Origin of the sequence: Aeromonas sp. R6-2 (assembly GCF_040908155.1) — a bacterium.
In the GTDB taxonomy this organism is placed as follows: Bacteria; Pseudomonadota; Gammaproteobacteria; order Enterobacterales; family Aeromonadaceae; genus Aeromonas; species Aeromonas schubertii.
Window position 1 is genome coordinate 55,354 of the sequence record NZ_JBFODE010000072.1, and the last position, 20,544, is coordinate 75,897.

A 20,544-nucleotide genomic window follows, 5' to 3' on the forward strand; every position below is an offset into this window, starting at 1 on the left:
CTCCTCAGCTCACCGTCGGCTCTTCGAAGAGCTGATACTCGATCTCGCCCTGCTCCATCAGCTCGCGAACCAGCTGCATCACCTCTTCGCGGGCCTGCTCCACCTTGCGCAGGGAGACCGACCCCTGATCCTGGATCTGGGCCTCGAGCGCCTGGGCCATCCGCTTGGGCATGGAGGAGAGCACCGCCTTGCGCAGGGGCTCTTCGGCCCCCTTGAGGGCCACCGCCAGCAACTCGGGCGGCAGCTCCTGCACCAGCCGCTGCAGTGTCTCGTCGGACTGGCGGCGCAGGGTGGCGAAGTCGAACATGTTCTTCTCGATCTCCTTGGCCATGTCGAGGTCGAACTCGCGCAGCTGCCCCAGCATCGCCTCCTTGTTGCCCTGATAGCGGTTGAGGATGTCGGCCGCCTGCTTGACCCCGTTGACCTTGGCGCCGGACTGCTCCGCCACGAAGGTGAGGCAGCGATCCAGGGTCAGACGCAGCTCACCCAGCACGTGTTCACTCACCGAGGTGAGGTTGGCGACCCGCAGCAGCAGATCGTCGTGCAGGGGAGCCGGCAGGGCATCGAGCACCGCCGAAGCGGTTTGGGGCGGCAGGAAGGCGAGCAGCACCGCCTGCATCTGGGGGTGTTCGTTGCGGAAGAAGCGGGCCAGCACCTCGGCCGGTACCCACTGCAGACGCTGAATATCCTGGCTTACCGAATCCCCGTACAGGCTGTCGAGCAGGCTGCGGGCAAGGCGCTGGCCCAGGGCCAGATCCAGGGTCTGCTCCAGATACTCCCGCGAGGCACTGCCGATACCGCTGTGCTCACGGTAGTCGTAGAAGAACTGCTGCAGGGTCCAGCGCGCCTCGTTGGCACTGACGCTCGGCATGCTGGCCATCCGTCCGATGAGACGCTGCACCTCGTCGCGGGAGAGCTTCTGCATCACCTTGGCGGCGGCTTCGGTTCCCATGCTGAGCAGCAGGATGGCGGCCTTCTCGAGGTTATCGATGTCGATATCGACCGCCGCCTGATTGAAGTTCATGTTATTCATCGCCACTCACCCATGCCTTGATCACCTCGGCGACCCGATCCGTATCCTTGTCTACCAGCAACTGCAGATGGCGCAGTTGCACCTCGAGCTCGGAGCCCGGCTCCGGCAGGGCGGCGAGATCCAGCTCGCTCAGGGCGGCGCTCTCTCCTTCGTGGCGGATCAGGCCATGAGCCATGGGCTGGGCCTCGAGCTCGTCGGCAACCCGACGCTGGTGGGCGATGGCCCCGGTGGCCTGCTCGGCCGACTCGTCGTCCTGCTCGTCATCCACGACGGGCTCGGGATGGTGAATGCGCACCAGATGCTTGACCAGGGGACGGATGCCGAAGATGACCAGCACCAGACCCAGCAGCCCCCCCACCAGATAGCGCAGGGAGTTTTGCCAAGCCGGCGATTCCCACCAGGTGGATTCAGGCGGTGCCACCAGCACCTCCTGGCTGAAGGGGAAGCTCTGCAGGCTGATGGCATCCCCACGCGGGGCATCGAAGCCCACCGCCCGCTCCACCATCTGGCGGATCTGCTCGAGCTGGGTCTCGTTCCACCCCTCCTTGGGGGCGACCTGGCTGTTGAGCAGCACAGAGACATTGAGCTTCTCGAGACGCCCCTGCTGATAGCGGGTATGGGTCACGGAGCGGCTGTTCTGATAGCTCTTGGTGAGTTCACTGCGCTCGCTGCGCGAGTCGTTGCTGCGTGCCTGCTGCTCACTCCCTTGTGCCGGCTGCTTGTTGGCCTGGGTCTCGGGCGGTCGGTTGGAGAGGGCGCCGGGGATCCCCATGGCGAGGGCGTCGACGCTCTTGTCGAACTTGCTGCTCTCCTGGGTCACCACGCCGTTGGGATCGATCTGCTCCTGGGTCTCTTCCACCGCGCTGAAGTTGACGTCGGCGGCGACCTGAACCCGGTAGTTGTTGCTGCCCAGCATGGGGAGCAGCATGTCGTTGGCCCGCTGGCGGATGTACTGCTCCAGCTTGCGCACATAGTCCATCTGCTGGACGCTCAGCTTGCCGAAGACCATCTTGTCCCCGTTTTCGCTGGTGAGCAGCTGACCGGTCTGATCGACCACGGAGACGGCCCCCGGCTTCATGCCGGGGATACTGCCGGCGACCAGGTTGGTGATCGCCTCCACCTGGCCCGCATCCAGAGTCTGGCCGGGGATGAGATCGAGCATGACCGAAGCGGTGGGCTTCTCCTCGTCGCGCCCCACGAAGAGGGTGCGCTTGGGGATGGCCAGGTGGACCCGGGCACTGCGCACCGCATCCAGGGCGATGATGGTGCGCGCCAGCTCTCCCTCGAGGGCATGACGGTAGCGCACCCCTTCCATAAATTCGCTGGTGCCCAGACCCGTCACATTGCCGAGCCCTTCCAGGCCGGCCGGCATGGCGGCCCGTACCCCTCGGGCGGCCAGGGCCATCCGCACCTGGGCCAGCTGGCTCTCCGGCACCAAGACCTGCCCCGAGCTCTTCTCGAGGCGGAACGGCACCTGCTCCTTCTCGAGCAGCTCCATGATGTTGGCGGTGTCGTAGAGCTCCTGCTTGCCGTAGAGGGGGACGTAGTTCTGGCTCGAGGTCCAGAGGATGATGACGATGGTGCCGGCGACGATGGCCGCCAGCAGGGCGATGGCCAGCACCGACTTGTTGTCGCGAGAGAGTCTGCGCCACTTCTTCAGCCCCTGCTCCAGGCGCTGACGCAGATCGAGCTCCTGCCCGGTGGCAGGCATGTTGTTTACCACTTCACTCATGAATCACCCTCAGAGCGGCATGCGCATGATGTCGTCGAACCCGGTCATCAGCTTGTTACGCACCTGCATCAGGGCTGAGAAGCTGAGGCCCGCCTTCTGGCTGGCCACCATGGCCCCCACCAGATCGTCGCTCTGCCCCGTGTCGACGGCGGTCATCATGCGTGAGGAGAGATTCTGCTGGGCGTTGACCCGGTTGACCACATCACGCATGGCGTGACCAAAGGAGAGATCGGTGTCGACACCGGATAAGGGCAGCCCGGGCTGGGTGGCAATTCGCTCCATCTCCTGCATCCGGTTCAGCAGGGCGACCTGGGAGGTCATCATCTCGATCTTCACGGGCACTTCCTCATTGTTGGATCTGCAGGTCTATGTCGATGCCCTGCTCACGCATGGCCGCCAGCTTGTAACGCAAGGCGCGGGTGGTCATCCCCAATGCCTCGGCGGTACGCGCCCGATGGCCCTCGAAGCGACGCAGGGTCTCCAGCACATAACGGAATTCGGCCTGACGGCGGGTCTCGGTGAGTCCGTCTACGACGACCGACTCGGTCTCGCTCGCGACGACACCGGGCAACATCAGATCGGCGGGCTGAATATGCAATCCTCGCGCCATAATGAGAGCCCGCTGAATCACATTCTCCAGCTCGCGCACATTGCCGGGCCAGCGATAGGTCTGCAGCAGCAGCGAGGCCTCCAGGCTGAAGCGGTAACCGGGCTGGGGCGCGTGACAGGCCAGGAAGTGCTCGGCCAGGGGGAGAATATCCTCCGGGCGATCCCGCAGGGCAGGCCAGGCCAGAGGAAGTACATCGAGGCGATAGAAGAGATCCTCGCGAAACTCGCCGCGAGCCACCAGCTCGCGCAGGTCCCGGTTGCTGGCGGCGATGATGCGCACGTCCAGGGGGATGATGCGGTGGCTGCCGAGCCGCTCCACCTCGCGCTCCTGCAGCACCCGCAGCAACTTGGCCTGCAGGGGCAGGGGCAGCTCGGAGATCTCGTCGAGCAGCAGAGTGCCACCGTTGGCCGCCTCGAACTTGCCGGGCTGGGCGGTGACGGCACCGGTGAAGGCCCCCTTGGCATGACCAAACAGGATCGATTCGAGCATCGACTCGGGGATGGCGGCGCAGTTGATGGCGACAAACGGCTTGTCGGCACGATCCGACATCTCGTGAATGTAGCGGGCCAGACACTCCTTGCCGGTCCCCGACTCCCCCCCGATGAGCACCGAGGCGGAGGTCTTGGCGGCGCGGCGGGCAAGTTGCAGCAGCTGCTGGCTGATGCGGGAGACGGCGATGAGATTGGGCTCCCCCTGATCGATCAGGAGGGCGCCCTGAATGGCATCGGCCAGTTGGCGCGCGCTGAAGGGCTTGATGACGTAATCGGCGGCGCCGCAGCGCATCGCCTCGGCCACCAGAGCCCCCTGGCGCTCGTTGGCGGCGACCATGAGGCGTCCGCTGGGGAGCGCGGCGACCAGCGCCTTCATCTCCCGGCAACACACCTCGGGTTGGCAGGTGAGATCGAGCACGATGAGATCGCAGGAATGGGCAGATAACCAGCCAAGCGCCTGGTCGATATCGGGAAGATGGGTAAAGCCGACCCGGGCTAACCTGGTGACCTCGGGGGCGGTGAAGGTGGTCTCCTCCTCGCTGCCAATCCAGAGCAGGGACGAGTGAGCGGCGATAGTGGGCTCACTGTGCAAGAGTGCGCCATGATGCGTGTAACCGTGCATAAAAATGGAAACCCCAACAGGTTGGGAACCGAAAGGAAGCACGCGAAAGAGAGGAGAGAGGCGGTATTCATGCAGCCCCGATGTCACCACAGGGCGACCCGTCCTTGATCCTTGGCAACCCCGCTATCGTCAACGCTGTCGCGTTATTAGACCGGAGGCTTTGCGTCCTGACCTTTCAGTTCAGTTTGCCTTTTCAAACAACCAAGCATTCTGCGGCAGGTGCTGCATAGCACACCGGCGTGTTAACAGAGCAGCCGTCTAGTTGTTAAGCTTTTGATTATTTTGTCTTTAACGGCTTATGCGTCACCGTTTGGCGCAGATCATATCGGCTTTTGAGGAGAGTGCAAGGTCCAGTTCAGGAATTGGGGCTTCCCCGTGAGGAAGCCCTTTTCCCCAACCCTTACCCCAGGGTTCCCACCACATCAACCCGCAACTCTTCGGGGATTTCATTGTAGGAGAGCACCTTGAGCCCACGGCAGAAGGAGCGGGCATAGCGGGAGAGCAAGGGACGCAGCTGGGGCATCACCACCAGCACGGGAGGATGCCCCAACTGCTGCAGCTGGGTCTTGACCAGCGGCATGTTCTGCTGCAGCTGGGCCAGCAGTTGGGGATCGATGGGGAAGCTGTCGAGGGAGACCTTGCCCTGCTGCTGGGACTGGCTGAGCGCGGCCAGCAGGGTCTGCTCGAGGCGATCATCCAGGGTGAAGGTCGCCAGCACGTCCCGTTGGCCGATGGCCTGGCGCACCAGCTGGCGCTTGAGGGCACAGCGCACATCCGAGGCGAGCAGGACCGGGTCCTTGGTGATCTCGCTCGAATCGAGCAGGGTCGTTGCTATGGTGCGAATGTCCACCAGGCTCACCTGCTCGCGCAGCAACTGGCGATAGACCCGCAGCTGCTGCATCTGGGTCAGGGCCAGGTTGAGCTCCTCATTGAGACGCGGCGACTGGGTGGCCAGATGCTGCCCCAGCTTGCCCACCTCGTCGTGACCAAACAGCTCGTCCAGATGCTCCCGCAGCAACTTGCTCAGGTGGGTGGCGATGACGGTGGCCGAGTCGACCACCGAGTAGCCCAGATTGAGGGCCTTGGCCTTGATATCGGGCAGGATCCAGACCGCCTCCATGCCGAAGGCGGGATCCTGGGTCAGCTCCCCGTCCAGGGCTCCATAGGTCTGGCTGCTGCCGATGGCCATCAGCCGCTGACAATCCACACTGCCGCCGGCCAGGGCCACGCCGGCCAGCTTGATGCTGTACTGCTCCGGCTGTAGCTGCAGATTGTCACGCACCCGGATCTCCGGTAACAGGAAGCCATATTGCTCGGAGAGGGTCTTGCGAATGCCGCGTACCCGGGAGAGCAGCTCGGCCCCCTTCTCCTGCTCGGCCAGGGAGACCAGACGATAACCCAGCTCGATCACCACACTGTCGAGGGCCGGCAGATCCTGCCACTCCAGCCCCTGGGGTTCGCGCAGATCCATCTGCCGGGCGATCTCCTCGGCCGCTTCCAGCTCGGGGGCGGCGGGTTGACGCCGGCTCACCCGCCAGCCACTCCAGGCCAGCACGGCGGCGAAGCTCAGGAAGGCCAGGGTCGGCATGCCGGGCACCAGGCCGAGTATGGTCATCACTGCCGCGCCGGTATAGATGACCCGGGGTGAGGCGAGCAGCTGCTGGCCCACCTGATCGGTCATCTCCCCTTCGTCATTGACCCGGGTCACTATGATGGCCGCCGCGGTGGACATCAGCAGGGAGGGGATCTGGGCCACCAGGCCGTCACCTATGGTGAGCAGGGCATAGCGCTGGAAGGCTTCCGCCACCGGCAGTGCGTGCTGGAAGATACCGATGGAAAGACCACCGATCAGGTTGATGATGAGCACCAGGAGACCGGCGATGGCGTCCCCGCGCACAAACTTGGAGGCGCCGTCCATCGCCCCGTAGAAGTCCGCCTCGCGGGCGATCTCCTGGCGTCTGGCCCGCGCCTGATGCTGATCCATGATGCCGGCGTTGAGATCCGCATCGATGGCCATCTGCTTGCCGGGCAGGGCATCCAAGGTGAAGCGGGCCGATACCTCGGAGATCCGCTCTCCCCCCTTGGTGATGACCACGAAGTTGATGATCATCAGGATGATGAAGACCACCAGGCCCACCACATAGTTGCCGCCGATGACCACCTCACCGAAGGCCTGGATCACCTTACCGGCGGCGTCATTGCCCTCGTGGCCGTTGAGCAGTACCACCCGGGTCGAGGCCACGTTGAGGGAGAGCCGCATCAGGGTCGCCACCAGCAAGACGGTGGGGAAGACCGAGAAGTCGAGGGGGCGCCGCGTCGAGACCGAGACCAGCAGCACCAGCACGGCCAGGACGATGTTGAAGGTAAACAGGGCATCCAGCAGCCAGCCCGGCAGGGGCAGGATCATCATGGCCAGCACCGCCAGCAGCATGAGTGGGATACCTGTATAGGAGTGGGTCAGAACACGCCAGTTCACGGCTTACCTCTCTGGTTGACGCAGCTCGGGAGGAACATAGAGCGGAGCCAGGGCGGCGGGTTTCTTGCCACGCCCGGTCCGGTAAGCCTGCAGTTGCAGGACATGGTTCAGTACATAGGCGACGGCGGTGTAGAGCCCGGCCGGCACCTCCTGATCGATACGGGTGGAGTGATAGATGGCCCGGGTCAGCTCGGGCAGGGCCATGATGGTCTTGCCGTGCTGCTCCCCGACCTGGCGGATCCGCGCCGCCATGGAGTCGATCCCCTTGGCGACCACATAGGGAGCATTGGCCTTGGCCGGATCGTAACGGATCGCCACGGCGTAGTGGGTCGGGTTGGTGATGATCACATCGGCGGTGGGCACCCGCTGCTCGATACGGGCCCGCGCCATCATCATCTGCACCTGGCGGATCTTGCCCTTGATCTCCGGACTCCCTTCACTGTTCTTGCGCTCATCCTTCACCTCCTGCTTGGTCATCTTCAACTGCTTGTTGAGAGACCAGCGCTGATAGGGAACATCGAGCACGGCGATCAGCATCTGCACACCACCCAATATGATGAAGGCCTGGGAGAGCAGGCGCAGGGAGAGCTCCATGGCCGCCCGCGGGGGCATGCGATTCATCATCAGCAGGGTTGGCCAGTAGTGCTGCAACAGCAGGGCCAACACCCCGCCTATCAGGGTGATCTTGAGAATGGATTTCACCAGCTCCATCAGGCTGTGGGTGGAGCACATCCGCTTGAGACCGCTCAAGGGGTTGAGCTTCTCCCCCTTGGGCATGACGTTCTTCCACACCAGCACCATGCCGCCGGGTACCGAACCCAGCCCTATCATCAGCAGCCCCAACACGGCAAAGAGGGGTAGCAGGACACCCGTCATGCCGAGCAGTGCCTCACCGAAGGCGCGCAGCATCATGGAAGGATCGTTCTGGTGCCAGTCAAAGCGCAGGGGCTGGCGCATCAGCTCGCCGAAGAAGAGACCGAAACTCGGCACCATCCACTGCATCACCATGCCACCGAGCAGCAAGAGCCCCGCCGAGCCCAACTCCTTGGAGCGGGCGATCTGCCCCTCTTCCCGGGCCTTGCGCAGCTTCTGGGGGGAGGCCTGTTCAGTCTTGTCCTGGGCGCTGGCCTGACTCATGAGGGGGTCAGCCCCCGCAGCACGTCAAGCACATGGGTCACCAGGTCCAGATAGCGATCCGGCACCCCGCTGATGGAGATGGCCATGGTCAGCAGCCCGAGCAACAGGGTCATGGGAAAGCCCAGAGAGAAGATGTTGAGGGAGGGGGCCGAGCGGTTCATCACCCCGAACGAGAGGTTGACCATCAACATGGCCACCACGGCGGGCAACGTCAGGATCAGGGCGGCACCGATACTCCAGCCGAGCAACCCCACCACCATCCCCAGATCGAGGCGATAGAGGGAGGTGCCCGGCGGCCAGCGATAGAGGCTCTGCACCAGGATGTCGAGCACCGCCAGATGCCCGTTCAGGCCGAGGAAGAGCAGGGTACAGAAGATGAGCATCAGCTGGCTGATGATGGGGGCCGAGTCGCCGTGGGAGGGGTCATTCATCACCGCCATGGCCAACCCCATCTGCATCGACATGATCTGGCCCGCCAGGGTCATCACCATGAAGAGCAGTTGCACACAGAGGCCAAACAGCAGGCCGAAGATCACCTGCTCGATGGAGAGGACCAGAGCCGAGAGCGAGAAGGGGTCAAAGGCGGGCATCGCCTTCATCATGGGAGCCAGAGCCAGGCTGATGGCGAAGGCGAGAAAGAGGCGCACCCGGGGGGTGATACGGCCATCGCCATAGACCGGCATCACCCAGAAGGCGGAGCCAAGGCGAACGAAGGGCCACCACCACTGGCCCAGCCAGGCGGTCAGGTCGGCGGCGCTGACACTGACGAGGGAACTCATCCAATCAGGCCCGGCACATTCTGGAAGATGTCGTGAAACAGGGCCACCAGCTTGGCCACCAGCCAGTTACCGGTGAACACCAGGGTGAGCAGGGTCACCACGAAGCGGGGCAGGAAGCTCAAGGTCTGCTCCTGGATCTGGGTCGCCGCCTGAAAGACGCTCACCACCAGGCCCACCAGCAGGCCCGGCACCACCAGCACGCAGACCATGATCACCACCAGATTGACCGCCCCGCCGATGAGGGACACGCTCTGCTCGGGTGACATCTCAACCTCCGCTGAAACTGGCAGCCAGGGTGCCCACCGTCATGGCCCAGCCATCCACCAGCACGAAGACCATCAACTTGAAGGGCAGGGAGATGATGAGGGGGGAGAGCATCATCATCCCCATCGCCATCAACACGCTGGCCACCACCAGATCGATCACCAGGAAGGGGATGAAGAGCATGAAACCAATCTGAAACGCCGTGTTGAGCTCGCTCAACACATAGGCAGGCACCAGGATGCCGAAGGGCACATCTTTCTTCTCCATCCGGGTCGCCTCACCGGCGATGCGCAGCATCTGCTCGAGATCGGCCTCCCGGGTCTGTGCCAGCATGAAGGTACGCAGGGGTTGTTCCGCCCTCTCCAGTGCCTGCGGAAGCGTGATTTCCTCCCGATCGAAGGGGAGGAAGGCATGCTGGTGAATGTCGGTCCAGACCGGACGCATGATCACCAGGGTCAGGATCAGGCTGATGCCGATCAAGACCCGGTTGGGCGGGCTCTGCTGCAGACCGAGTGCCTGGCGCAGGATCGCCAGCACTATGATGATGCGGGTGAAGCTGGTCATCATCAGCAGCAGGGTGGGCAGCAGACCAAGCAGGGTCATCAAGAGCAGGATCTGCAGCTTGATGTTGTACTCCTCGCCCCCTGCCGCCCCCGGCGTGACCGAGAAGAGGGTCAGATCCGTCCCCCAGGCCGGCATCCCCAGCACCAGCAGGAGCAAGCACCAGATACGCATCAGTCGTTTGCGCCACCCAGCATGGCGGTATCGAGGACCTCGACCAGCCGCAGGCCATACTTGCCGTTGACCACCACCACTTCGCCACGGGCCAGCAAGCGGCCGTTGACCCTCACATCCAGTGCCTCGCCGGCCATCTTGTCGAGCTCGATCACGGCCCCCGGCACCACCTGCATCAGCTCGCCAAGCGACACCTCGGCACTGGCAACCTCCAGAGTGACCTTGACCGGGATATGACGGAAGAAGGAGAGGTCCCGAGGCGGGGTGGCGGCTTGTGCCACGCTCTCCTGGCGGGCATCCGGCAGCCCCAACTCGTCATCAAAGAGTTGATCCAGGCCGTCAAACTCCAGGAAATCGTGGTTCTGTTCCTCACTCATCGCTTTACTCCTCTGCCACCGCATTCACTTGATACACCAGGCTACCCCCCTGCTCGGCCACCCGCCCCCGCAGGCAGGGACGATGGCCGACGAGCGCGGGCATCGACTCGAACATGTCGAGGGCCAGCACCTCGCCCACCTTGAGATCCTCCAGTTCGGCCAGGGTCATCTGCATCTGGGCCATGACCACCCTGAGCCGCACCGGGGTATGGGGCAGCGCCTCATGCAATTTGTCAGCCAGATCGCTCGTCTGGGTACTCTCTTTCTCTTCATCGACCGGCGGGCGCCACCACACCTGCCAGCTCTGGCGATGCTCGCCGAGCTGAAGCACCCCTTCGCTGGACCAGAGGGGTCCCTCGGGGGGCGTGGCCGGCGTCAGCTCCCATCCCAGTTCACCCCACCCCAGGGCGCTGGAGAGGTTTTCCATCTGATAGCGGCAGAGGCGCTGATAGAGGCGCAGCTCAGAGTCGCTCGGATTCTTCTGCACCGCCACCTGAGAGCCGGGCTGGAGACTGCCCCCGAAGAAGAGGATCGCCAGGCGATAGAGGGTCGCCGGCGTGATGGCAAACCAGGCCAGGGGCACAGAGGCTCCGGCCGCACGGGCCTGCAGCCAGACCCGCGGCTCCTCCCCGTCGGGTTGAGCCGCGGCGACGAAGGGAGAGAGCCGCAACTCGCAGTCGGCATTGTTGAACAACTGGCTCAGGCAGGCCGATAGCGGCGCGGCGACCTGGCTGAGCATGCTGTTGAAACCGTTGAGCCTGGCCTGTTCGGCCCGCTCTCGCCCGAACAGATCGTAGCGAGGCAGGGTGGCGCCCAGGTCGGCCGGAATGAGGGCTGAGCGGGTGAATGTGGATGGCATGAAGACGACCTTGATCCGGGTTGAAGGGATACGCATCCGAAAAGAGACGCTTGGATGGAGAGCGACCAGATGTGGGGCGCAACTTTATTACAAATTCCACAGCGCCACCATGTCAGCACATAAAAAGCGCGATATCCCTACTCATCCCTTTGTGCCCCTGCCCCAAACGGATAACATGTTCTCTCCACCGTTCAGGAGTTTTCCATGCCCCCCCTGCTGCTGGTCCTCGCCCTGCTTCTTCCCCTGGGTACCCGCGCCGCCGAGGTCCCCTTCGACTTCTATGCCCTGGCGCTCTCCTGGTCGCCGGAACACTGTGCCAGCCGGCCGGATACGCCCCAGTGCGGACGCGACTATGGCTTTGTCGTACACGGGCTCTGGCCCCAGTTCGAGCGGGGCTACCCCGCCGACTGTGGCAATGAGCGTTGGGATCCGGCCATGGCGCGCCAGTTCCCCGATCTCTACCCCAGTTCGCACCTCTATCGCCACGAGTGGCGCAAACACGGTACCTGCTCGGGCCTGAGCCAGCAGGAGTACCATCGTCTGGCCGATACCCTGCGGCAGAAGGTCGTCATACCCGACCCCTACCGGGCTATGGCCCAGCCCCTGCGCCGCAGTCCGGACCAGCTGCGTGCAGACCTGGTCGCCGCCAATCCCTGGTTGCCCCCCGAGAGCATCACGCTCAGCTGCAGCGTGGGCGGACGTTTTCTCAAGGAGCTCTACCTCTGCCTCGCGCCGGATGGCAAACAGCCCAGAGCCTGCTCCATCGAGATGCGTCAGCGGGAGCAGCGGCTCTGTGCCCAGGGCAGTTTTCTGATGCGCAGCGTGCGCTGACAGGGCCTGCCGGATGAGATAGCCTGCCTGCAGGGTGATTGATGGATCGATACACGGAGGCAAGATGACGCTAAACACACTACCAGGCCCCCTGCCCCTCATTCAGGCCCCCATGGCCGGCGTGCAGGATCATCGCCTGGCCCTGGCCGTCTGCGAGGCCGGCGCCATCGGCTCCCTGCCGGCGGCCATGCTTACCCCGGATCAGCTGCGTCAGCAGCTGGAATGGATGAAGACGCACACCGAACGGCCCTTCAACGTCAACTTCTTCTGCCACCGCCAGGGCCCCCCCGAGGCAAGCCGCCTGGCCCGCTGGCGCCACGCCCTGGCCCCGGCCTACCAGCAACTGGGGCTCCCCCAGGAGTGCGCCATCCCCTCGAGTGGACGCCACCCCTTCACCGAGCAGCAGGCCGCCATCCTGGCGGATTACCGTCCTGCGCTGGTGAGCTTTCACTTCGGGCTCCCCTCTGCCGAGCAGATAGAGAGGATCAAACAATGGGGAGGCAAGGTGCTCTCCTCGGCGACCACGGTGGCCGAGGCGCGCTGGCTGGAGGCGCACGGCGCAGACATCATCATCGCCCAGGGGCTGGAGGCGGGGGGGCACAGGGGCCACTTCCTGTCTGAGGATCTCACCCTCCATGACGGCCTCTTCACCCTGCTGCCGGCCATGGTTGATGCCGTGCGTATCCCCGTCATCGCCGCCGGTGGCATCATGGATGCCCGGGGGGTGCGGGCCGCACTGACCCTGGGGGCGAGCGGTGTCCAGGCCGGGACGGCGTTTCTGCTCTGCGACGAGGCGACCACCTCCCCGCTCCATCGGGCCGCCCTCGGCGATCGGGCGCGCCACACCGCCCTCACCACCCTCTTCACCGGTCGACCGGCCAGAGGCTTGGTCAATGGCCTGATGCGCCATCTCGATCCCCTCTCGCCACTGGCCCCCCCCTTCCCCCATGCGGCGCAGGCCCTGGCGCCCCTGCGCGCCGCCGCCGAGGCCAGAGGCGAGGATGACTACAGCCCGCTCTGGGCCGGCCAGGGCTTCTGTGCCTGCCGCCCGGGCCCCGCCGCCGCCATCGTTGCCATGCTGGCCGAGGGGTGGTCATGACCCTGCGAGCCGAGATGGAGCGACTCTGCCACGAGGGGGAGCTGGATCTGGCCCTGACCATTGGCAAACAGGCCCTGTGCGGCCAACCAGAGGATGCCCGGGTCTGCCAGACGTTGGCGGGCATCTGCGAGCAACTCGGCCGGGAGTCGGAGGCGGAATCCTACTATCGCCAGGCGATCGCCATCGGCCTGCCCCGTGAGGAGTGGCGGGCCGCCCAACTGGCTCTGGGGTGTGTGCTGCGGCAGCTGGGTCGCTTTCCCGAGTCGCGCCGGGTGCTGGAAGCGGGGATGAAGCGCTTTCCCGAGGCCCGGGAATTTGCCCTCTTCCTGGCCATCAGCGAGCTGGAGGCACAACTGCCCGGACCGGCCATAAGACGCCTGCTCACCCTGCTGGGGCAAACCAGCGCCGACCCGGCGCTGGCAAGCCACTGCCGCTCACTGGGCCAGCAGATCAACTAGTCGGGCTCAATACGGGAGAGCAGCAGCGCAATCCCCCTGCGGGTCGATTCGAAGGCGAAACGCTCGGGTACCAGCTCGGCTCTGGTGACCCAGCGCAGCTCGGCCACATCGTCGGCCGCCTGCACCGGAGGGGGTTCGGGCAGTGAAAGGGCAAACAGGGTGTCGCAGGTCTTGTAGACGATACCGTCATAGGGATAGGTGTTGGGAAAGGAGCCCAGATAGCGGGGCAAGATTCCCCGGGGGCGCCAACCGGTCTCCTCGTCGAGCTCGCGGAGCAGCGCCTGCTCCAGCGACTCGTCCGGATCGACGAAGCCGCCCGGCAGATCCCACAACCCCTTGCCCGGCTCGCGTCCGCGCACCGCCACCAGCACGCGATCCTGCCAGCAGAGCGCCACCATGACGGCGGCCGCCACATTCTGGAAGTAGTGAAATCCGCAGGGGCAGCGCAACTCCTTGTCATCGAGTCGCTGCAAAGAGGGGTGACCGCAGGAGGGGCAGAAGGGCATGGTGAGGGTCCAAGGGCTCGACAGACCCCCAGTGTGCCACAACCACCCCGCTCCGCGGGAGGCTAGCGAACCCCCTTGCCGGGCAGCATGCGCAGCACAAGATTACTGCGCTGGCGCCAGGAGGTGAGCAAGATCGCCACCAGATGCAGGGCGATCAATCCTTGCAGGGCCCAGGTACACCACTCGTGCCACTCGTCGGCCCCCCAGACAAACCCCTGCTCGGTGTTTTGCAACCAACCGGTAAACGCCGTGGCCAGTATGGTGCCCCACAGGGCCCACACGGCCAGTTTGCCGGTACCATGGTGGCCCGCCGCCGGGGGCTGCCGCTCGCGCATCGCCTGACGCTGCTGACGCAGCTCGCCCAGGCTCGGCCAGAGGCTCTTCAAACGGGCATGGGGGCCGGCGAAGGTGAAGCCCCACACCAGACGCACCCCTATGAGCACCATGGCCAGATAGCCGAGCCGCTCGTGGAGCGGGTCCCCCGGCTCGTTGAACCAGAGGTTGGCCGCACAGCAGAAGACGACCCCCCAGTGCGCGAAGCGTACCAGGGGATCCCAGCGAAAGTGGTTATCCTTTCTGCTTGGCATACTGGTGATACTCCTTCTTCAGATCATTGACCCGGGAGAGGTGCTGGCGTGCCTTGGCCTCGTCACCGGCCTGCAGTGCCGCCAGGCTGGCACTCAGCTCCGTTTGTACCTCATTGAGACCCTGCAGGAACTTCTCCTTCTTGGCGGCCGGCATCTGACGACCCTTGGCCTCCTCGACTTCACTCTTCATCGCCTGGATGTGCTTCTCCATGGTGGCCGTATCATCGGCCTTGAGTGCCTGCTTGTAGTTGAAGCCGATCTTCTTCATGGGTTGTTCGAGATCGCCTGCCAGGGCGGGCAGGGCGATGGCACCGATAACGAGGGGCAGCAGCAGGTTTTTCAGCATGATGTTTTCCTTTTATCCAACGAAACAAGAACTCACTTGAGCCCTAACGATGACTTCAGGGCACCATCATGCCACGGCACCAGGTGAACCGTTTGTGAAAATTGCGCTTTTTTTTGACAAAAAATATCAGGGGAAGGGGGAGGTCGCCGTGAGCTGCGACCCGCCGGATGATCAGTGGAGATCGTCGATGGAGAACTCGCCCGGGCAACCATCGAGTTCGATGGCATATCCGCCGCAACTGGCCGTGCCAAACCGGATCAGTATGGCCTGGGCAAACGGCTCCTCGGGGGGGAGTTCAAGCGGCTTGCTACGCCGCAACGGCTTGTGGGTAATTAACTTTTTCATGGTACTACTCGCAATAATATATCGGTTTTGATGACTCCTCTTCTGGCTGGCACCCGGGTGGCGTGGTTCAGGATCCCTCATCCGCAATGGCGGAATAACGCAAGGGAGGAATGGCTCGGTATGACTCCTCATTGGGAGCCGGACCTGTTCAGACTGCGGGGCTGTGAAAAACTGACAAACGTGGCGGCGGGTATGGCAGGGATAACACAAACTGGGCCGTCTTGACGGGCCGGGGGCATTCTGCGCTAACCGTTGGCGCTAACGCAAGCAAAATATCGTACTTTTTTTAATCGAAGCAGTACGAGAACCATCCAACAGAGCCAGTCAGCCCTCCTCTTGTGACTCATTACAAAAAGTTGAGTATTTTATCCCTCTTTCTTAAAAATGCGGATTGAACCCCTTCAAATCGCCGTTTAACATGGCTCTCGATTTTAATAACTAAACTTTTGTTGATATGCCAGTCACCCCTGATCCCCTCTCGGCAACCCCGTCACTCGACGAGGAAGCGCACCACCTGATCGCCAGCTTCGAACCTGTGGTCGACGCCCTGGCCGCCCTGTTTGGTCCGGGCTGTGAGGTGGTGTTGCACGCCTTCGACCACCTGCACGCCTCGGTGGTCAAGATCGCCAACGGCCATGTCACGGGTCGCAAGAAGGGGGCTCCGGTCACCGACTTCGCCCTTTCGCGCATCACGGCGCTCGAGGGCGAGACGTGGAGCAGCTACTTCACCCGGACCCGGGAAGGGGGGCTGATGAAGTCGGCCTCGGTCACCCTGCGCTCACGCAGTGGGCAGGCGGTCGGCATGCTGTGCGTCAACTTCAGCCTGGATGCTCCCCTGGCAGGACTGTTGCACGCGTTGACACCGGTTCACCATGAGGCTCCCCAGCAGGAGACCTTCGCCCACTCGGTGGAGGATCTGGTGGATCAGGTAATGGCGCGGGTCGATCAGGATCCCAATCTGACACCGGGCTCTCGCAACCGGGCCATTGTCTGTCGCCTTTACGATCAGGGCATCTTCGACATCAAGGATGCCGCCCAACAGGTCGCCGACAGGCTCGGCCTGTCGCGGCATACGATTTACCTCCATATTCGCAACCACAAGGCTGCCCTGGCGAAGCATCAGGACGGCCACGACACAGAGAACACCCCCCATGACGCAACATTGGTCTGATTTTATTACCCTGCTCAAACGCGAAGTGGTGCCGGCACTCGGCTGCACCGAGCCCATGTCGGTGGCCCTGGCCGCTGCCAACTGCCGCCAGCTGCTGGGGGCCGAGCCCGAACAGATGAATGTCTGGGTGAGCGGTAACCTGTTCAAAAACGGCATGGGGGTCGGGGTGCCCGGCACCGGCATGATCGGTCTGCCGGTGGCAGCCGCAGTGGGGGCCGTCGGTGGCGACCCGCAGGGGGGGCTCGAGGTGCTCAAGCTGCTCACTCCGGAGCAGGTCGCACACGCCAAGAGCCTGCTGCCCACCATCTCGGTGGATGTCAAAGATGTGCCGGACGTCCTCTATGCCGAGGTCGAGGCACAGGCGGCAGGGCACACGGCCCGGGTGGTGATCTGTACCGATCACACCCGCATCATCTTGATGGAGAAGGATGGTGAGGTGCTGCTGCAGCAAGACAGCGCTCCCGGGGTACAGATTCAGCCGGCCAAGTCGGACAAGCCCGCCATGTCACTGCGCGAGATCGTCGACTTCTCCTTAAGCGTTCCCCTTGGCGAGATCGACTTCATCCTGGAGGCGGCACGACTCAACCAGGCGCTGGCCGACGAAGGGCTGCAAGGTTATGGGCTGCGCATCGGCAAGATCCTCACCGAGCAGGTGGAGCGCAAGCTGCTGTCAGATGACCTGATGACGCTCGCCATGCGCCTCTCCTCTGCCGCCTCGGACGCCCGGATGGATGGCGCCATGCTGCCGGCCATGTCCAACTCGGGCTCGGGCAACCAGGGGATCGCCGCCACCATGCCGGTGGTTGCCGCCGCCCGCTTCCTCCAGGCGAGCGACGAGCAGCTCACCCGCGCCCTGGTGATGAGCCATCTCATCGCCATCTACATCAAGACCTATCAGAACAAGCTCTCGGCCCTGTGTGCCGCCAGCACCGCCGCCATGGGCTCCGGTGCCGCCATCACCTGGTTGCTGGGTGGCCAGTACGAGCAGATCAGCCACTGTATCAACAACATGATCGGGGATGTCTCGGGGATCATCTGCGACGGCGCCGGCAGCGCCTGCTCCATGAAGGTCTCGACCTCCACCTCGGCGGCGGTCAAATCCTCCCTGCTCGCCATCAATAATCTGAGGGTGACCCAGAGCGAGGGGATCGTGGCCGACGACGTGGATCAGACCATTGCCAACCTGGGGCGCCTCTCCAAGGAGGGGATGCTGGATACCGACATCGAGATCATCAACATCATGCGTAACAAGCAGGCCAAGCCCTCCTGATCCAGGGCCGGACTGCAGGAATAAAAAAACCGGAGCATAAGCTCCGGTTTTTTTAGCGGGAAGGACGCTTAACTGCGGCCGAGACGGTTATCCGGGTAGTTCTTGGCCAATACCTCACGGGCATGGCGCGCCATCTCCGGCAGTTTGAGGTGATCGTAGGATTTGACCATGATCTCCAGCGCCTGCTCGGTCTGGGGGGTATCCGGGAACTCTTCCACCAGCTGCTTGGCGCGGTTGGCGGCGGCCACCAGGGCACCACGACGCACGTAATACTCGGCAACGCTCAGGTCGTACTTGGCCAGGCGGTTCTTCAGGCCGATCATGCGGGCACGGGCATCGGCCGCATACTGGCTGTCGGGATAGTTCTGAATGAGCAGCTTGAAGTCACGGAAGGCCTGGCGGGCATAAGCCGGATCCTTGTCGTCCCGCTCGATCCCCATCAGATCCTGGAAGAAGTTGTAGTCGGCCGCCATATTGGTGAGACCACGCATGTAGTAGACGTAGTCGATGTTCTTGTGCGCCGGGTTCAGACGAATGAAGCGGTCGATATTGGCGATCGCCTGGGCGTTGTCATCCTGCTTGTAGTAGGCATAGATGAGGTCCAACTGCACCTGGGTGGAGTAGGCACCGAAGGGGTAGCGCGAATCGAGCGCCTCGAGCAACTCGACGGCGTTGGTGTAGTTACCGGCGTCCAGCTTGAGGCGGGCTTTCTGGTAGAGAACCTCGGGCGGCTCGTCGGGAACCTTGGGCTTGGTGCTGGAACAACCCGTGGCCATGACAGTGGCCAGAGCCAGTGATAACAGCAGGCGAGACTTCTTTCCCATCAACAACATCCGGTCCATTTCCACGAAATTGGCAAAGTATCCGTTATGCTTGGCTAAAAGAAAAGCTAGAATAGCCGGATTCTTTTTGAATTGATAACCCAGCTCTAGAGACGTTAGATGAGCCAGCATATTGAACTGACAGGTGAATTCCAGGATCACCAATTCGGGCAGCGCCTCGACCAGGCCCTGGCCGAACTCTTTCCGGACTACTCCCGGACCCGCATCAAAGAGTGGATTTTACAGGACAGAGTGACCCTGGACGGTCAGATTGCCAATACCCCGCGCGAGAAGATTCTGGCCGGGCAGAGCGTGCACATCCGTGCCGAGCTGGAAGAGGACACCCGCTTCGACGCCCAGAATATCGAGCTGAACATCGTCTTCGAGGATGAGCACATTCTGGTCATCGACAAGCCGGCCGGTCTGGTGGTTCACCCGGGTGCCGGTACCCCGGACGGTACCGTGCTCAACGCCCTGCTCCACCGCTACCCCACCATCGCCGAGGTGCCCCGCGCCGGCATCGTGCACCGTCTGGACAAGGACACCACGGGCCTGATGGTGATCGCCAAGACGGTACCTGCCCAGACCCATCTGGTGGAAGACCTGCAGGCACGCCAGATCACCCGGGAGTACGAGGCCATCGCCATCGGTCACATGACCGCCGGTGGTACCGTCGATGCCCCCATCGGCCGCCACCCGACCCAGCGTACCCACATGGCCGTGATCCCGAACGGACGCCCCTCGGTGACCCACTACCGGGTGCACGAGAAGTTCCGTGGCCACACCCGGTTGCGTCTGCGTCTGGAGACCGGCCGTACTCACCAAATCCGCGTGCATATGGCTCATATCAAGCACCCCCTGGTGGGCGATCCCGTCTACGGTGGCCGCCTGCGTCCCCTGCGCAACGCCACCCCCGAGCTGACCGAAGCCCTGCGCGGCTTCCGCCGTCAGGCCCTGCACGCCACCATGCTGCAACTGGCTCACCCCATCACAGGTGAGATGATGCAGTGGCACTCCTCCACTCCCCGGGACATGGTGGACCTGATGGAGGTGCTGCGCGCCGACACCGAGGCCAACCCGGACGATCTGGTCTGGATGTAAGCCGCCAACACTGCGCGACGGGGCCTCACGGGCCCCGTTTTCTATTGCTCCCGCCCCTGGCAACCGCTATGGTCGATGACCTCGACCGTACCGGAGCCTCTTCATGTCGCTTTCCTTTATTCAACCCGACTGGCCTGCCCCGGCCAGGGTTCGCGCCCTCTCCACCACCCGCACCGGTGGTCTGAGCGCAGGCCTGTTTGCCGGCCTCAACCTGGGGGATCACGTTGGGGACGACCCGGCCACAGTACTGGCCAACCGCACCTTGCTTCAACAAGAGGCCAGCATCCCGGGCACGATTCCCTGGCTGACCCAGGTACACGGCACTGCGGTGCACCTGGCCGGCACCCCCTTCACCGCTGCGCCAGAGGCTGACGCAGCCTGCGCCCGTCAGGCCCGTCAACCCTGCGCCGTGATGACCGCCGACTGCCTGCCGGTGCTGTTTTGCGATCGCGCCGGCACAGTGGTGGCCGCCGCCCACGCCGGCTGGCGCGGTCTGCACGCCGGCGTACTGGAGGCAACCCTCAAGGTCATGGGCTGCGATCCGGCCGAGGTGCTGGCCTGGCTGGGCCCGGCCATCGGCCCGGACGCCTTCGAGGTGGGCCCCGAGGTACGCGATGCCTTCCTCGCCGATCAGGCCGAGGGGGTAACGGCCTTCACGCCCTCCCCCAACGCCGGCAAGTGGCTGGCCGATATCTACGCCCTGGCCCGCCTGCGTCTGACTCGCGCCGGGGTCAATGCCGTCTATGGCGGCGAACACTGCACCGTGAGCGATCCCGGACGTTTCTACTCCTATCGCCGCGACGGCCAGACCGGTCGCCTGGCCTCCCTTATCTGGCTCGAGTAAGGAGATCTTGCCGCTGCTGAGTGAAAATACGGCAGTGGCCCCCTTGAAAT

Annotated in this window: 23 protein-coding genes and 1 riboswitch; of the genes, 7 read left to right on the forward strand and 16 right to left on the reverse strand. The window is 63.7% G+C overall.

Annotation, left to right across the window (positions count from 1 at the left end):
* Positions 1-4 precede the first annotated feature (4 nt).
* The 11 genes from fliGL to AB5Y48_RS19390 all read right to left on the reverse strand — a co-directional run bounded on the left by fliGL (position 5) and on the right by AB5Y48_RS19390 (position 11,115).
* Positions 5-1,033: a lateral flagellar motor switch protein FliGL gene (gene fliGL / locus AB5Y48_RS19340; RefSeq protein ID WP_050665424.1), complete on the reverse strand. Its 1,029-nt coding sequence runs from the start codon at positions 1,031-1,033 to the stop codon at positions 5-7.
* Positions 1,026-2,693, reverse strand: a complete 1,668-nt coding sequence (fliF, locus tag AB5Y48_RS19345; protein ID WP_050665466.1) for a flagellar basal-body MS-ring/collar protein FliF — start codon at positions 2,691-2,693, stop codon at positions 1,026-1,028. The genes fliGL and fliF overlap by 8 nt, the downstream gene beginning before the upstream one ends.
* 81 nt (positions 2,694-2,774) lie before the next feature.
* A complete protein-coding gene (locus tag AB5Y48_RS19350; protein WP_082177902.1) occupies positions 2,775-3,101 on the reverse strand; it encodes a flagellar hook-basal body complex protein FliE in 327 nt (108 codons plus the stop codon).
* A 10-nt stretch (positions 3,102-3,111) separates the two neighbouring features.
* Positions 3,112-4,488 carry a sigma-54 dependent transcriptional regulator gene (locus AB5Y48_RS19355; protein ID WP_368165501.1) on the reverse strand — a complete coding sequence of 459 codons (1,377 nt, stop codon included), beginning with the start codon at positions 4,486-4,488 and terminating at the stop codon, positions 3,112-3,114.
* Positions 4,489-4,598: 110 nt separating this feature from the next.
* Positions 4,599-4,688: riboswitch (cyclic di-GMP riboswitch) on the reverse strand.
* A 200-nt stretch (positions 4,689-4,888) separates the two neighbouring features.
* The gene (gene lfhA / locus AB5Y48_RS19360) at positions 4,889-6,964 is read right to left on the reverse strand and encodes a lateral flagellar biosynthesis protein LfhA (RefSeq protein ID WP_050665423.1); all 2,076 of its coding nucleotides are present in this window, start codon (positions 6,962-6,964) and stop codon (positions 4,889-4,891) included.
* Between the two features lie 3 nt (positions 6,965-6,967).
* On the reverse strand, positions 6,968-8,101 hold the full coding sequence (gene flhB, locus AB5Y48_RS19365) for a flagellar biosynthesis protein FlhB (RefSeq protein WP_050665422.1): 1,134 nt from the start codon (positions 8,099-8,101) through the stop codon (positions 6,968-6,970).
* Positions 8,098-8,880: a lateral flagellar biosynthetic protein LfiR gene (gene lfiR, locus AB5Y48_RS19370; RefSeq protein ID WP_060587382.1), complete on the reverse strand. Its 783-nt coding sequence runs from the start codon at positions 8,878-8,880 to the stop codon at positions 8,098-8,100. Before lfiR ends, flhB begins: the two co-directional genes overlap by 4 nt.
* Positions 8,877-9,146 carry a lateral flagellar biosynthetic protein LfiQ gene (lfiQ, locus tag AB5Y48_RS19375; protein WP_050665420.1) on the reverse strand — a complete coding sequence of 90 codons (270 nt, stop codon included), beginning with the start codon at positions 9,144-9,146 and terminating at the stop codon, positions 8,877-8,879. Before lfiQ ends, lfiR begins: the two co-directional genes overlap by 4 nt.
* A 1-nt stretch (position 9,147) precedes the next feature.
* Positions 9,148-9,879: a flagellar type III secretion system pore protein FliP gene (gene fliP / locus AB5Y48_RS19380; RefSeq protein WP_050665419.1), complete on the reverse strand. Its 732-nt coding sequence runs from the start codon at positions 9,877-9,879 to the stop codon at positions 9,148-9,150.
* Positions 9,879-10,256: a lateral flagellar motor switch protein LfiN gene (gene lfiN, locus AB5Y48_RS19385; RefSeq protein WP_050665418.1), complete on the reverse strand. Its 378-nt coding sequence runs from the start codon at positions 10,254-10,256 to the stop codon at positions 9,879-9,881. Before lfiN ends, fliP begins: the two co-directional genes overlap by 1 nt.
* A gap of 4 nt (positions 10,257-10,260) precedes the next feature.
* On the reverse strand, positions 10,261-11,115 hold the full coding sequence (locus AB5Y48_RS19390; protein ID WP_050665417.1) for a FliM/FliN family flagellar motor switch protein: 855 nt from the start codon (positions 11,113-11,115) through the stop codon (positions 10,261-10,263).
* 204 nt (positions 11,116-11,319) lie between these two features.
* Here AB5Y48_RS19390 and AB5Y48_RS19395 point away from each other — a divergent pair, with 204 nt between their 5' ends.
* The 3 genes from AB5Y48_RS19395 (at position 11,320) to AB5Y48_RS19405 (ending at position 13,503) form a co-directional block, all read left to right on the forward strand.
* Positions 11,320-11,946, forward strand: a complete 627-nt coding sequence (locus AB5Y48_RS19395; RefSeq protein WP_050665416.1) for a ribonuclease — start codon at positions 11,320-11,322, stop codon at positions 11,944-11,946.
* A 64-nt stretch (positions 11,947-12,010) separates the two neighbouring features.
* Positions 12,011-13,045: a nitronate monooxygenase family protein gene (locus AB5Y48_RS19400; protein ID WP_224161111.1), complete on the forward strand. Its 1,035-nt coding sequence runs from the start codon at positions 12,011-12,013 to the stop codon at positions 13,043-13,045.
* The gene (locus AB5Y48_RS19405; RefSeq protein WP_050667902.1) at positions 13,042-13,503 is read left to right on the forward strand and encodes a tetratricopeptide repeat protein; all 462 of its coding nucleotides are present in this window, start codon (positions 13,042-13,044) and stop codon (positions 13,501-13,503) included. The genes AB5Y48_RS19400 and AB5Y48_RS19405 overlap by 4 nt, the downstream gene beginning before the upstream one ends.
* Here AB5Y48_RS19405 and AB5Y48_RS19410 read toward each other — a convergent pair.
* The 4 genes from AB5Y48_RS19410 to AB5Y48_RS19425 form a co-directional block, all read right to left on the reverse strand.
* Positions 13,500-14,009, reverse strand: a complete 510-nt coding sequence (locus tag AB5Y48_RS19410; RefSeq protein WP_368165502.1) for an NUDIX domain-containing protein — start codon at positions 14,007-14,009, stop codon at positions 13,500-13,502. The genes AB5Y48_RS19405 and AB5Y48_RS19410 overlap by 4 nt on opposite strands.
* Positions 14,010-14,071: 62 nt before the next feature.
* Positions 14,072-14,596: a cytochrome b/b6 domain-containing protein gene (locus AB5Y48_RS19415; protein ID WP_050667900.1), complete on the reverse strand. Its 525-nt coding sequence runs from the start codon at positions 14,594-14,596 to the stop codon at positions 14,072-14,074.
* The gene (locus tag AB5Y48_RS19420; RefSeq protein WP_368165503.1) at positions 14,577-14,942 is read right to left on the reverse strand and encodes a cytochrome b562; all 366 of its coding nucleotides are present in this window, start codon (positions 14,940-14,942) and stop codon (positions 14,577-14,579) included. The genes AB5Y48_RS19415 and AB5Y48_RS19420 overlap by 20 nt, the downstream gene beginning before the upstream one ends.
* A gap of 171 nt (positions 14,943-15,113) precedes the next feature.
* Positions 15,114-15,287, reverse strand: coding sequence for a hypothetical protein (locus AB5Y48_RS19425; RefSeq protein ID WP_168929925.1), 174 nt, complete (start codon positions 15,285-15,287; stop codon positions 15,114-15,116).
* A 454-nt stretch (positions 15,288-15,741) separates the two neighbouring features.
* On the opposite strand from AB5Y48_RS19425, the gene AB5Y48_RS19430 reads away from it, so the two are divergent.
* Positions 15,742-16,458 (forward strand): transcriptional regulator, encoded by a 717-nt coding sequence (locus AB5Y48_RS19430; protein WP_368165504.1) that lies wholly within the window; start codon positions 15,742-15,744, stop codon positions 16,456-16,458.
* Entirely contained in the window at positions 16,439-17,728 is a 1,290-nt protein-coding gene (locus AB5Y48_RS19435; protein ID WP_368165505.1) for a serine dehydratase subunit alpha family protein, read from the forward strand. The genes AB5Y48_RS19430 and AB5Y48_RS19435 overlap by 20 nt, the downstream gene beginning before the upstream one ends.
* A 68-nt stretch (positions 17,729-17,796) precedes the next feature.
* On the opposite strand, the gene AB5Y48_RS19440 is transcribed toward AB5Y48_RS19435, so the two are convergent.
* Positions 17,797-18,552, reverse strand: a complete 756-nt coding sequence (locus AB5Y48_RS19440) for an outer membrane protein assembly factor BamD (RefSeq protein ID WP_224163030.1) — start codon at positions 18,550-18,552, stop codon at positions 17,797-17,799.
* 117 nt (positions 18,553-18,669) lie between these two features.
* On the opposite strand from AB5Y48_RS19440, the gene rluD reads away from it, so the two are divergent.
* Both rluD and pgeF read left to right on the forward strand, forming a co-directional pair.
* Positions 18,670-19,650 carry a 23S rRNA pseudouridine(1911/1915/1917) synthase RluD gene (gene rluD / locus AB5Y48_RS19445; RefSeq protein WP_050667896.1) on the forward strand — a complete coding sequence of 327 codons (981 nt, stop codon included), beginning with the start codon at positions 18,670-18,672 and terminating at the stop codon, positions 19,648-19,650.
* Positions 19,651-19,753: 103 nt separating this feature from the next.
* Positions 19,754-20,494, forward strand: coding sequence for a peptidoglycan editing factor PgeF (gene pgeF / locus AB5Y48_RS19450; RefSeq protein ID WP_224163031.1), 741 nt, complete (start codon positions 19,754-19,756; stop codon positions 20,492-20,494).
* Positions 20,495-20,544: the final 50 nt, after the last annotated feature.